Genomic DNA, 12,169 nt, shown 5'->3' on the forward strand with positions numbered 1-12,169 from the left:
CAGCGGCGACGCGGCTCGCCGGAGAGACCGGCGGGATGCCGGCCACATGGGCTCTTCGGTCGGTGACGACAAAGGAACCGATGACTCCGACAATCGCGGTGCTCTTGTTCTGCCTTGCCACTCTGGTGCTCCTGGGAGCGGTGACGGTCGCGGTCCTGGCGCTGCGGAACGAACGCCGTGTCCGCCACCGCCTGGACGCGGCCGAACGCGAGCTCTACGCCCACGAGGAGGCGATGACGCGGCTGGCCGAGCTCACCCTGCCGCGCATCACCGACGAGATCCGCCGGCACACCGATCCGGTCGTCACCGCGGAAGTCCCGGCGCTGCTCCAGGATTCCCCGTTCGCGCAGAAGCTGGCCAGGATCGCGGTCACCCATGCCGCCGACCTGCGCCAGCTCCGCCAGGACACCACCACGGCCGTGGAACTGGCCGCCGAGGAGCGTGCCACGGCGCGGGTCGAGGCGGCGGAGGCGGCTGCGCGGGCACAGGTGGCGGCCGACGCCAGGGCAGCGACCAACAGCGCGGTCCGCGCGTTCGGCACCACCGTGGTCAGCCTCGGCGCCGATGTCGGCCAGGTGGTCAGCAACGCGTTGCGGGAGAACCGCAACGACGAGGTCTACGCGATCCTGAGCCGGATCGACCACACCGTGCAGCAGATGATCCGGCAGGCGCAGTCCTACGTCATCGTCTCCGGCGGCCTGCCCGGCAGGCGCTGGCCGCAGCAGACCGTCGACGAGGTGATCGGCGGCGCGACCAGCCGCGTGCGCGACTACCTGCGGATCCGGGCCGGCCACTGCGATCAGGTGATCGTCAGCCGGGCCGTCGAACCGCTCGTCCACACCGTGGCCACACTGCTCGACAACGCGCTGCGCTACTCGCCGCCCTCGTCGTTCGTCGACATCACCTTCCAGGAGGGCCACCACGGCGTCACGCTGATCATCGACGACGCGGGCGTGCGGATGAGCCAGGAGCAGATGGAGGAGGCGCGCCAGGTGCTCTCCGGCGAGCGCGTGGTCGACATCAACTCGCTGGGTCCCTCGCCCCGGGTCGGGTTCCCGGGCGTCGCCGCGCTGGCGCGGCGCTACGGCTTCGCGGCCTATGTCGACGGACCGAACATCTACGGCGGCACGCGGGCGATGGTCTTCATCCCGGCGGCCCTGCTCGTCGCCGCCGAGCCCGAGCCGCGCCCGATCGAGGCCGAACCCGTCGCGCGCGAGCAGGTCGCGATCACCGCCGAGGCCGAGTCGACCGGCAGGCACCGGCCCACGGCGGCACTGCCCGCCGCGCCGGCGCCGGACGACCTCGCCGACAGCCGGACCACCGGCGGGCTCCCCAAACGCAGGCGCAGGGACGTCGCCCCACCCGACGACCGCGCGAACGTTGCCGACACCCCGGGCAGGCCGGAACTCGCCGCCGCCTGGCACAGCGGTTCCCGACACGGCCGCGCCGCGGCCGCGCAATCGACGGAAGGGCAGGACATCCGATGAGCACTCCCCTCGCAGACAGCACCAACCGGCTCGCCTGGTTACTCGACGATCTCGAGCTCGACGGTGTGCGCTTCGCGGTGCTGCTGTCCGATGACGGACTGCGCCTGGCCCATTCCGCCGGCATCACCCGCGACGAGGCCGAGCGATTCGCAGCCGCCGCGTCGGGGCTGCGGTCACTGGGCAAGGCGCTCGGCGAGTTCTGCGGCACGGCCGGGAATGCGGTGCGCCAGAACATGACCGAGTACGAGGAAGGCATGGTGCTGATCACCGCGGGTGGCGCGGGTACCCTGCTCGGGGTCGCGACGACCAGCGACGTCGACCTCGCCCTGGTCGCGCACCGGATGAACGAACTGGCGGCACGGGTCGGGCGCGAGCTGGGGACGGCACCGCGGCGCAACGATCGGTCTCCCGCGTGACGGCCGACCCGACCCCCCTGCGCGTGCCATCGAGAGGAGAACACGCCGTGCCGCTCGACCTTCCGCTCGACCTCGATCCCACCCGCTGCCCGGTGTCACCGGACTCGCGGGACGGCCAGGATCGCGTGCCGTTGTACTCCCCGGAATTCGCCGCCGACCCGCAGAGCGCCTATCGCGCCATGCGGCATCGCTACGGGTCGCTGGTGCCGGTCGACCTGGTGCCCGGAGTCCCGGCCACCCTCGTGATCGGATATCGCACGGCGGTCCAGATCCTCAACGATCCCGACCATTTCCCGGCCGATCCGCGGATGTGGCAGCGCGACATCCCCGTGGATTGCCCGGTGTATCCGATGATGCGGTACCGCCCCAACGCGATTCGCACCAGCGGGGCCGAACACGTCCGGTATCGGCAGGTGACCGTGGCCGGTCTGGCCGGCGTCGACCTGTACCGGCTGCATCGCACCGTGGAGCAGATCGCGATGCCGGTGATCAACGGCTTCTGCGCCGACGGCACGGCGGATCTGCTGAGCCAGTATGCCTTTCCGGTGATCTTCGCGACGATCAACGCCATGCTCGGCGTGCCCGAGGAGATCGGCGGGCGGGTCGCCACCGGCATGGCGCAGATGTTCGAGGGCGGTGACACCGCGGTGCGCGGCGCGCAGATGCTCGAGGACGCGCTCTACGACCTGGTCCGGCTCAAGCAGGCCACCCCGGGCGACGACATCACCACCCGGCTCGTGCAGCACCCGCAGCAGCTCAACGACGAAGAGCTGATGAACCAGCTGCTGACGATGTACGGCGCGGGCATCGAGCCGATGCTCAACCTGGTGCTCAACACGATCCGGCTGATGCTCACCGATCACCGCTTCGCGGGCAGCCTGCTGGGCGGCAGCCTGTCCACCCGCGACGCGCTCGACGAAGTGCTCTACACCGATCCGCCGATGGCCAACTTCTGCACCACCTACCCGCGCCAGCCGATCCTGGTCGACGACGTGTGGCTGCCCGCCCATCAGCCGGTGGTGATCAGCATGGCCGCCTGCAACAACGATCCCTCGATCGGCAGCGGCGACTTCCTGGACAACCGGGCGCATCTGGCGTGGAGCACGGGCCCGCACGGCTGCCCGGCCAAGTCCCCCGCCTACCTGATCGCGCAGGAGGCGATCGATCAGCTGCTCGACGCGCTGCCCGAGCTGGAACTGGCGGTACCGGAGGCCGAATTGGTCTGGCGGCCCGGGCCTTTCCACCGCGCGCTGGCGGCACTGCCGGTGCGGTTCCCGAGGACGCCACCGCTCGCGGCGCCGACGCGATGAGCGTGGTCCCTGCTCGGCCGGCCGAGCAGGGACCCCTCGGGGCTACTCGCCGTGCACGCGCACCGGCAGGTGCCGGTGCCCGTTGGAGATGAAGCTGGGCACGGTGCCGAGTTCCTCGACCGGCGCTGCCAGGCTCATCGCCGGGAAGCGGTCGAACAGCGCGGGCAGCGAGACCAGTGCCTCGAGCCGGGCCAGCGGCGCGCCGAGGCAGTGATGCACGCCGTAGCCGAAGGCCATGTGGGACTTGTCGGGCCGGGTCGGATCGAACTCGTCGGCGGTCGCGCCGTGCCGCTTCGGGTCACGGCCCGCGCCGGCGTAGCTCGCCAGGATCGCCTCGCCCTGGCCGATGTGGACGCCGTCGATGTCGATGTCGGACACCGCGAACCGCAGCGGCAGGTGCGCGACCGGCGACTCGTAGCGCAGCGTCTCCTCCACGACGTCGGCCCAGGTGATCGCGCCCGCCCGGACCTCGGCGAGCACCGCGGGCCGGGTGAGCAGGGCGGTGATCGCCTGGTCGAGGAGGTTGACGGTGGTCTCGTGTCCGGCCGAGATGACCAGCAGCAGGGTGCCGATCAGTTCTTCCTCGGTGAGCGCGCCGCCCTCGTCCTCGTCGCGCTGGGAGATGAGCACGCTGGTCATGTCGTCGCCGGGGTGCTCGCGGCGGAAGGCCACCAGCTCACCCAGAATCCGGTACATCTCGAGATAGTTGGCCTGCGACTGTTCCGGGGTGAGGGTGGTGTCGAAGATGCCGTCGACGCACGTGCGCAGGCCCGGGTTCAGCGCCTCCGGCACGCCCATCAGCTCCGAGATCACCTGGATCGGCAGCGGATAGGCGAAGTGCTCCCGCAGATCGACGACCTCGCCGCGCGGGGTCGCGGCCAGCTGGTCGAGCAGATCGGTGGTGATCCGCTCGACCTGTTCCCGCATGGCCTCGGTGCGGCGGGCGGTGAACGCGGGCGCCACCAGGCGGCGCAGCCTGCGATGGTCGGCGCCGTAGGCGGTGAACATGTTCGCCACGGCCACCCACAGATACAGGGGCCAGTCGGCCGGGATCTCGCCGGCGACGAACGGCGGCCAGTGCTGCCCGGCGTCCTTGGAGACCCGTGCATCGGTGAGCAGCTTCTCCAGCAGCGCGACATCGGTGACCGACCACGCCTGCACCCCGCCGGGCAGCTCGACCAGCGTGGCCCGACCCTGCTCCCGGATGCGCGCGATCTCGCCCTGGATGTCCTCTCCCGTTGTATCGATTACCAACCGACTCGTCACCGATTCCACCATGAACCTCTCGATCACCGGTGTTTCCCGGACCCCAATGCAGGCGATCGCATCGAAACATACTGCTGGACTGAATCTTCCGATTCGGTTAGCGATGCTACCGGTCAGCGTGTCAGGTCGCAGGGACTCGGGGACAGCGGCATCGAGGCGACCGCCGGCCGGTCGCGCACGTAGGCAAAGACATTCGCGGGCCCTCCGGCGTCCTCCGCTGCGGGCTGACAGGCCCGCAGCCGGTCCAGCGCCGCGTCGAGGCGGTCGTCGGGGCCGTGCTCGGCCAGCAGCACGACGATCGCCTCCCAGGTGCGCCACCCGGGCTCGGGATCGGCCAGCAACTCGTCCAGATAGCGGTCCGGCTCGAGCAACCGCAGCGCCCGGCGCGCGTACACGTGCACCCGCCGGGGCAGGTCGGCGCGCAACGCCTCGATATCGGACGGGCGCACCTGCTGTCCGTCGACCGCGGGATCGACACGCAGCGACCACGGTTCGGTGAATTCGGCCGGTATGCTCCGCGCGTCGACGAGGCCCGGCCCGGTCGCGTCCGCCAGCATCGTGTGCGCGCGACCCGCCCGCTCATGGCACCAGTTGCCGAACTCCCACCACGCGGTCGGTGTGGCACTCACCTCCAGCCCGAAGCGGACCTCCTGCTGTCCGTCCGTCCAGCTCCGCTGGACCCGGCCGCGGCCGACCGACGCCACCCCACCCGCCGCCACCCGCACCCATCTGGCATCCGATCCATGGAAACCGTACGGCTGCAGCAGCTTTCCCACATCCCGCGTCAACCGGCGCAACGCCGAGTCCAGTCCGACCATCCCGGCAGGGTATCCACACCCACCGACAACCCCCCGTGGTCGTCGACGGCTAGGAGGCCTCCTCGACGAGGCCGGTGACGTCCTGGGCGCTCTCGATGCGCAGGGTGAAGCGGAAACCGCACGAGGATTCCAGCGAGGCGGTCCGGCGGTCGCCGCCGGGCGCGCTGCGGACGTCGATGCCGACGTCGAGATCCTCGAGGCCGACGTGGAAGCGCTCGGCCAGCCAGAATTCGGTGTGCCAGGCCGTCTGCCCGGCGAGGACGTCGCCGGCGCCGGCGTGGAAGTCGGTGCGGCGCGCACAGATCGGGGTGTAGCCGTCGGCGTCGGCGGGGAGGTAGAGGACGACCGGTCCGTGCATGGCGGTCAGCAGTTGCAGCACGTGGCGGGCGTCCTCGGTTGTCTCGATCGCGCGGTGACGGTGGCTCGCGGCACGTACGCGCGGATGCCGTTCACGGCGTCCGGACCCGGCTTGGTAAGGCATGGTGCGCTCCTCGGAGAATCTCGGTTGTCGGGGTCGCCAGACACTATGGGTGGGCAAGGTTGGTCCAGGGTTGGTGCCGATCGAATCTTGCGAAGCCGCGACCCGCCGGTGGAATCCCTCGCGACACGCGGCGTTGACATCGATATGACCCCGACACTCGAGTCGACTCGCCTCTCGATCCTGGATCGTTCCCGCGTCCGGCGCGGGCAGTCCCACGCCGACGCGCTGCGCGAGACCGTCGAGTTCGCCCAGCTCGCCGAGCAGTGGGGATTCCACCGGTTCTGGGTCGCCGAACATCACAGCGTGCCCGGTGTCGCGGGTACCGCCCCGACCGTGCTGGCCGCGGCGGTCGCGGCGGCGACCGACCGGATCCGGGTCGGGACCGGCGGGGTCATGCTGCCCAACCACCAGCCGTTGGTCGTCGCCGAGCAGTTCGGTGTGCTGCAGTCCCTGTTCCCCGGGCGGGTGGACATGGGTCTGGGCCGGTCGGTGGGATTCACCGACGGCGTCCGCCGGGCATTGGCCCACGACCGCGCCGATGCCGAGGATTTCGATGCCGACCTGGTCGAACTGCTCGACTACTTCGGCGCGGGCCGTGCCGGCGTGCACGCCGTGGCGGCGGAGGGCACCCGCCTGCCGACCTTCCTGCTGGCGACGAGTTCGGGCGCCGAGCGCGCGGCCCGGTTCGGGCTGCCGCTGGTCATCGCGCAGGTCGGGGGCAGGGCGGCCATGGTGCGGGCGATCGAGCGCTACCGGGCCGAGTTCCGGCCGTCGGCGTGGGCCGAGCAGCCGTATGTGATCGTCTCGGCGACGGTCATGATCGCCGACTCGGCGGCGCAGGCACACCGACTCCTGCTCCCGGAGGCGTGGTCGAGCGCGTATTCGCGCACCCGCGGGGAATTCCCCGCCCTCGTCTCTCCCGAGGAGGTCGATGCCACGACGATGACCGCCCGGCAGCGCGACCTGTTCGAGCGGGCGCTCGAGGAACAGATCCACGGTGCCGAGACGGAGGTCGCGGACGCATTGGGACACCTGATTACCCAGTCGGGCGCCGATGAAATCCTCGTACACACCAGTACTTTCGATCGCGCGGCACGGCTGGATTCGCATCGACGGCTGGCGCGCCTGGCCGGATTGCGCTCCCCGGCCCACTGACTCAGCCCACCGCGGCCTCGGTCCGGGCCCTGGCCAGGATCTCCTCGACGGTCTTCGCGGTGTCTGTTCGCAGGTGTAACGCCAGAGCCCGAGCCGGGGCGCGTGACAGCGCCGACCGTCGTCGAGGTTCCACCTTCGACGGCGCCCCGGGGCCGCGATGTCGTTCGCGCGGGACCTTTTCCTCTCGCGACAAACTTCACGGCGACCATTGTGCCCCGGCGACAAAAGGTGTGGCCCCGGCGATACATTCCATCCGGAGTTCCTTCGTGAGGTCCCTCACTCCGAAGCCTCGGCAATCCGGCATCCGCCTTGGCCGAGACATCGCGAAGCAGCGATAGCCACCCACTGCCCGTACGCCGTAAATGAATGCATCACCCCTGTACAGCCTCGCTTTTCCGGCGGTAGCCACATATCCAGCACTTCCGGTCACACGTAGGCTCGTCGATGGTTGTTCCTCGAATACCGGGCCCTCAGATCGTTTCCGGGCGAACGCAATAACTCAGGTAGGGTTCCGTCCCACCGACGGTCGGAAATGATCCCAGGCGCACTTACAGACGTTGGAGGAGTTCACGTGTTGCATTCACGTTTCGAGTCGATCGGCGCATATCTTCCGTCGAATATCGTGTCCACCGCGGAATTGATTTCCCGTTTGAAAGTTCCGCCCTCGTTCGACCTGGAGCGGATCACCGGGATCAAGGAACGCCGGGTGCGCGACACCGCGCCCGACCGCATGCAGGACTCGTTCGCACTGGCGATGAACGCCGCGCAGGACTGTCTGACCAGGTCCCGCTACGCCCCAGGCGAATTGGACGTGATCATCTCCTGTTCGATCACCCGCAGCAACCAGGGCACCCGGATGTACATGGAGCCCTCGTTCGCCTCGACGATCGCGCAAGCGCTGGGCGCCGACTCCGCGATCACCTTCGACGTGTCCAACGCCTGCGCCGGAATGCTCACCGGCACCTACATTCTCGACCGGATGATCCGGGCCGGCGTGGTGCGCAACGGCATGGTCGTCAGCGGTGAGTCGATCACCCCGATCGCCGACACCGCCGTGAACGAGATCTCCGAGAAGTACGACCTGCAGTTCGCGTCGCTGTCGGTGGGCGACTCGGGGTGCGCGGTCGTGCTCGACCAGGCCGTCGACGAGGCCGACATGATCCACTACGTCGAATTGTTCACCGCGTCCGAGCATTCCCACCTGTGCCTGGGCATGCCCAGCGACAAGTCGGCGGGCGTCGCGCTCTACACCGACAACCGCAAGATGCACAACGAGGCCCGGTTCATGCTGTGGCCGGACGCGCAGGGCACCTACCTCGAGCAGCGCGGACGCACCTTCGCCGACGAGAAGTTCGACTACATCATCCATCACCAGTTCGGCGCGGCCGCCGTGCCGTACATCAACGGTGTCGCCGCCCGCGAGTTCGGCACCCCGATGCCGCCGGATCTGAACGTGATCGAGAAGTACGGAAACACCTCGACCACCTCGCATTTCATCGTGCTGCACGACCAGCTGTCCGAGCAGAGCATCGAGGCCGGGTCGAAACTCCTCATGGTTCCGGCCGCCTCCGGCGTCGTCGCCGGCTTCCTGTCCACCACCATCTCTTCGCTGAAGGTCTGAGGTTCGTCATGGGCGTGCGTATCCGAGCCACCGGCGCCAGCAAGGCCGCCGACACTCACAGCATCGTCGAGCACAGCGGGCGCGCCGCGCGGCAATGCCTGCAGCGCGCCGAGATCCGGCCCGACCAGGTGGGCGTGCTGATCAACACCGGCATCTTCCGTGACTCCAACACGGTGGAACCCGCGGTCTCCGCGCTGATCCAGAAGGCGGCGGGCATCGGCCTCGACTACACCAGAGACGATCCGCGGACCTTCTCCTTCGACCTGATGAACGGCGCCGTCGGCGTGCTCGACGCCGTCCGCGTCGCCGGGTCGGTGCTGGCGACCGGCAGCACCGAGCATGTGCTGATCGTCGCGGGCGACACCCATCCGTCGCTCACCCGCGGCACCGCCGACGCCGCGTTCCCCTACGCGACCGCCGGCGCCGCGCTGCTGCTCGAACAGGTCGAGGGGCCGGAGGGGTTCGGGCCCGTGCACTCCGCGCGCTCGACAGGCAGTCCCGCCGAGGTCGCCTACGTCGACACCGCGACCATGGGCACGACCGGCCGCAGCCTGATGACCGTGGAACGCGACCCCGATTTCGAGGACCGGATCCTGGCCGTCGCGGACCAAGCGGCCCGCGCCGCCCTCGCCACGGCCGAGATCGACCCGGCCGGGCTGGTCTTGATCGCCTCGACGCCGACTCCGCACTTCCCGAAGCGGCTCGCCGACGCGCTCGGCATCGACCAGGACGCGGTGCGCACCCCCGACCTGACCGACGGCGACCCGCACACCGCCGCGCTGCCGCTGGCCTACGACCGCGCGGTCGCCGAGCGCTCGCTGACCGGCCGCACCCACGTGCTGTTCGTCGCGGCGGGCGCCGGTCCGGCCGCGGCCGCCACCGTGTACCGACTACCCGCGGAGACCACCGCGTGAGGACGGCGACCTACTGGCGGACCATCGACGACTTCCGGCGCTTCGCGCAGGCGGAACCGGACCGGGCCGCGGTGATCTACCCCGACGGGCAGACCGCCGCGGGTCTGCCCGACTACCGGCGGATCACCTACCAGGAGCTGGACCAGTGGTCGGACGCGATCGCCGAGCAGCTCCTGCGGTCCGGCGTCGGCAGTGGGACCAGGACCATCGTGCTGGTGCTGCCCAGCGCGGAGCTGTACGCGATCCTGTTCGCGCTGTTGAAGATCGGCGCGGTGCCGGTGGTGATCGATCCAGGCATGGGCGTGCGCCGGATGGTGCACTGCCTGCGCGCGGTCGAGGCCGAGGCGTTCATCGGCATTCCGCCCGCGCACGCCCTGCGGGTGCTGTTCCCACGCAGCTTCCGTCGCGTGCGCACCACGCTGACGGTGGGACGCCGCTGGTTCTGGGGCGGCCCGACGCTGCGGGCCTGGGGCCGCAGACCCTCGGGCGCCTTGCCCGAGCGGGTGCCCGCCGCACCCGAGGACGTGCTGATCATCGGATTCACCACCGGCAGTACGGGTCCGGCCAAGGCGGTGGAGCTGACGCACGGCAATCTGGCCGCGATGGTCGAGCAGGTGCACGCCGCCCGCGGGCACACCCCGCCGGAGACCTCGCTGATCACCCTGCCGCTGGTCGGTGTGCTCGATCTGCTGCTCGGCGCGCGCTGCGTGCTGCCGCCGCTGATCCCGAGCAAGGTCGGGTCGACCGATCCGGCGCACGTGGTGGACGCGATCGAACGTTTCGACGTCCGAACCATGTTCGCCTCCCCCGCCCTGCTCATTCCGCTGCTCGAACATCTGCGCGCGCATCCGGCCGAACTGAGCACCCTGTCGAGCGTGTTCTCCGGCGGTGCGCCGGTCCCGGACTGGTGCGTCGCGGGGCTGCGTGAGGTGCTGAGCCCCGACGCCGAGATCTACGCGGGCTACGGCTCGACCGAGGCGCTGCCGATGTCGACCATCGAATCCAGGGAACTGCTCGATGGTCTGGTCGAGCGCGCCCACCAGGGCGACGGCACCTGTATCGGCCGCGCGGCCGATCGGGTCGAGGTGCGGCTGCTCGCGATCACCGACGACCCGGTGCCGAACTGGGACGCGGCGGCGTCGCCCGCGGGGGCGCGCGCGGTGGGCGAGATCGTCGTGACCGGCCCGAATGTCAGCACCCGCTACTACTGGCCCGCGGCGGCCAACGCGGCGGGCAAGATCGCCGACGGTGATCGCACCTGGCATCGCACCGGCGACCTGGGCTGGATCGACGAGCAGGGCCGGATCTGGTTCTGCGGACGCAAGAGTCAGCGCGTCGAGACCGCGCGGGGACCGATGTTCACCGTGCAGGTCGAGCAGGTCTTCAACGTGGTGCCCGGCGTCGCGCGGACCGCGCTCGTCGGCCTCGGCACGCGGGGGGTTCAGCGGCCGGTGCTGTGCGTGGAGCTCGAACCGGGCGCCGATCCGGCGGCGACGCTGACCCGATTGCGCACCCGCGCCGTCGAATTCGAGGTCACCGCGCCGGTCACCGAATTCCTCGTCCATCCCCGCTTCCCGGTCGACATCCGGCACAACGCGAAGATCGGCCGCGAGGAGCTCGCGCGGTGGGCGGCGAAGAAACTGGAGGCACGACGATGAAGGTTCTGGTCACCGGCGCGTCCGGCTTCCTCGGCGGCGCGCTCGTGCGCGCGCTGGTCGCCGACGGCGTCCACGACGTGTCGATCCTGGTGCGGCCCACCAGCGTGCTCGACGACCTCGGGTCCGCGCGGGACCGGGTCGCCGTCGTCTACGGCGACCTCGCCGATCCGGCGTCGCTGGCGGCCGCCACCTCAGGCATGGACGTCGTGGTGCACAGCGCGGCCAGGGTCGACGAACGCGGCACCAGGGCCCGCTTCTGGGCGGAGAACGTGGCCGCCACCGAGACACTGCTCGACGCGGCCCGCGACAGCGGCGCGTCCCGATTCGTCTTCGTGTCGAGTCCGAGCGCGCTCATGGACCGGGACGGCGGCGATCAGGTCGACGTCGACGAATCACTGCCCTATCCACACCGCTACCTGAACTTCTACTCCGAGACCAAGGCCGCCGCCGAGCGGACCGTGCTCGCCGCGAACACCGACACCTTCACCACCGTCGCCCTGCGTCCACGGGCGATCTGGGGCGCGGGCGATCGTTCGGGGCCGATCGTGCGGCTGCTCGGCCGGACCGCGACCGGGTCGCTGCCCGATCTGTCCTACGGCCGCACGATCGAAGCCTCGCTGTGTCACGTGGACAACATCGTGCACGCGTGCCGGCTCGCGCTCACGGCGCAATCCGTCGGCGGCAGGGCGTATTTCGTCGCCGACGCCGAGAAGACCGACGTGTGGGGGTTTCTCGGCGCGGTCGCCTCCCGGCTGGGCTACGCACCGCCGTCGCGCAGACCGAATCGCCGTGTTCTCACCGCCGTCGTGGCCGCCGTCGAGACCGTGTGGCGGATTCCCGCCGTGGCGCAGCGCTGGTCGCCGCCGCTGTCGCGCTACGCCGTCGCGCTGATGACGCGCAGCGCCACCTACGACACCGGCGCAGCCCGCCGCGATCTCGGCTACGCGCCGGTCACCGATCGCGATACCGGACTGACCGAATTCCTCACCTGGCTCGACGCCGCGGGCGGCATCGAGACCCTCACCAGGGACCTGCGGTAGTCA

Annotated in this window: 11 protein-coding genes; 8 read left to right on the forward strand and 3 right to left on the reverse strand. The window is 70.3% G+C overall.

Annotated elements, in window-relative coordinates; genetic code table 11:
- Nucleotides 1-80: 80 nt before the first annotated feature.
- From ACIO52_RS22625 to ACIO52_RS22635, 3 genes are read left to right on the forward strand one after another with little or no spacing between them, the layout of a single operon-like run.
- Nucleotides 81-1,487, forward strand: coding sequence for an ATP-binding protein (locus ACIO52_RS22625; protein WP_218717876.1), 1,407 nt, complete (start codon nucleotides 81-83; stop codon nucleotides 1,485-1,487).
- The gene (locus tag ACIO52_RS22630) at nucleotides 1,484-1,903 is read left to right on the forward strand and encodes a roadblock/LC7 domain-containing protein (RefSeq protein WP_316574163.1); all 420 of its coding nucleotides are present in this window, start codon (nucleotides 1,484-1,486) and stop codon (nucleotides 1,901-1,903) included. Before ACIO52_RS22625 ends, ACIO52_RS22630 begins: the two co-directional genes overlap by 4 nt.
- A 47-nt stretch (nucleotides 1,904-1,950) precedes the next feature.
- Nucleotides 1,951-3,213, forward strand: coding sequence for a cytochrome P450 (locus ACIO52_RS22635; protein ID WP_394358683.1), 1,263 nt, complete (start codon nucleotides 1,951-1,953; stop codon nucleotides 3,211-3,213).
- A 42-nt stretch (nucleotides 3,214-3,255) separates the two neighbouring features.
- On the opposite strand, the gene ACIO52_RS22640 is transcribed toward ACIO52_RS22635, so the two are convergent.
- The 3 genes from ACIO52_RS22640 to ACIO52_RS22650 form a co-directional block, all read right to left on the reverse strand.
- Nucleotides 3,256-4,491 carry a cytochrome P450 gene (locus ACIO52_RS22640; protein WP_218717911.1) on the reverse strand — a complete coding sequence of 412 codons (1,236 nt, stop codon included), beginning with the start codon at nucleotides 4,489-4,491 and terminating at the stop codon, nucleotides 3,256-3,258.
- A 101-nt stretch (nucleotides 4,492-4,592) separates the two neighbouring features.
- Complete coding sequence (locus ACIO52_RS22645) at nucleotides 4,593-5,297, reverse strand: hypothetical protein (protein ID WP_402646502.1); 705 nt, start codon at nucleotides 5,295-5,297, stop codon at nucleotides 4,593-4,595.
- Nucleotides 5,298-5,346: 49 nt separating this feature from the next.
- Nucleotides 5,347-5,778 carry a DUF779 domain-containing protein gene (locus tag ACIO52_RS22650; protein WP_402646505.1) on the reverse strand — a complete coding sequence of 144 codons (432 nt, stop codon included), beginning with the start codon at nucleotides 5,776-5,778 and terminating at the stop codon, nucleotides 5,347-5,349.
- A 144-nt stretch (nucleotides 5,779-5,922) separates the two neighbouring features.
- Between ACIO52_RS22650 and ACIO52_RS22655 the strand changes: the two genes are divergently transcribed.
- The 5 genes from ACIO52_RS22655 (at nucleotide 5,923) to ACIO52_RS22675 (ending at nucleotide 12,166) form a co-directional block, all read left to right on the forward strand.
- Complete coding sequence (locus ACIO52_RS22655; RefSeq protein ID WP_402646508.1) at nucleotides 5,923-6,933, forward strand: LLM class flavin-dependent oxidoreductase; 1,011 nt, start codon at nucleotides 5,923-5,925, stop codon at nucleotides 6,931-6,933.
- A 571-nt stretch (nucleotides 6,934-7,504) separates the two neighbouring features.
- Nucleotides 7,505-8,554, forward strand: coding sequence for a 3-oxoacyl-[acyl-carrier-protein] synthase III C-terminal domain-containing protein (locus ACIO52_RS22660; RefSeq protein ID WP_316574159.1), 1,050 nt, complete (start codon nucleotides 7,505-7,507; stop codon nucleotides 8,552-8,554).
- Between the two features lie 8 nt (nucleotides 8,555-8,562).
- Nucleotides 8,563-9,468 (forward strand): hypothetical protein, encoded by a 906-nt coding sequence (locus tag ACIO52_RS22665; protein WP_218717882.1) that lies wholly within the window; start codon nucleotides 8,563-8,565, stop codon nucleotides 9,466-9,468.
- Complete coding sequence (locus ACIO52_RS22670; protein ID WP_316574158.1) at nucleotides 9,465-11,126, forward strand: fatty acid CoA ligase family protein; 1,662 nt, start codon at nucleotides 9,465-9,467, stop codon at nucleotides 11,124-11,126. Before ACIO52_RS22665 ends, ACIO52_RS22670 begins: the two co-directional genes overlap by 4 nt.
- Complete coding sequence (locus ACIO52_RS22675; RefSeq protein WP_402646512.1) at nucleotides 11,123-12,166, forward strand: NAD-dependent epimerase/dehydratase family protein; 1,044 nt, start codon at nucleotides 11,123-11,125, stop codon at nucleotides 12,164-12,166. Before ACIO52_RS22670 ends, ACIO52_RS22675 begins: the two co-directional genes overlap by 4 nt.
- The last annotated feature ends 3 nt before the right edge of the window (nucleotides 12,167-12,169 follow it).

This window comes from Nocardia sp. NPDC087230, assembly GCF_044744725.1.
Classification (GTDB): domain Bacteria; phylum Actinomycetota; class Actinomycetes; order Mycobacteriales; family Mycobacteriaceae; genus Nocardia; species Nocardia canadensis.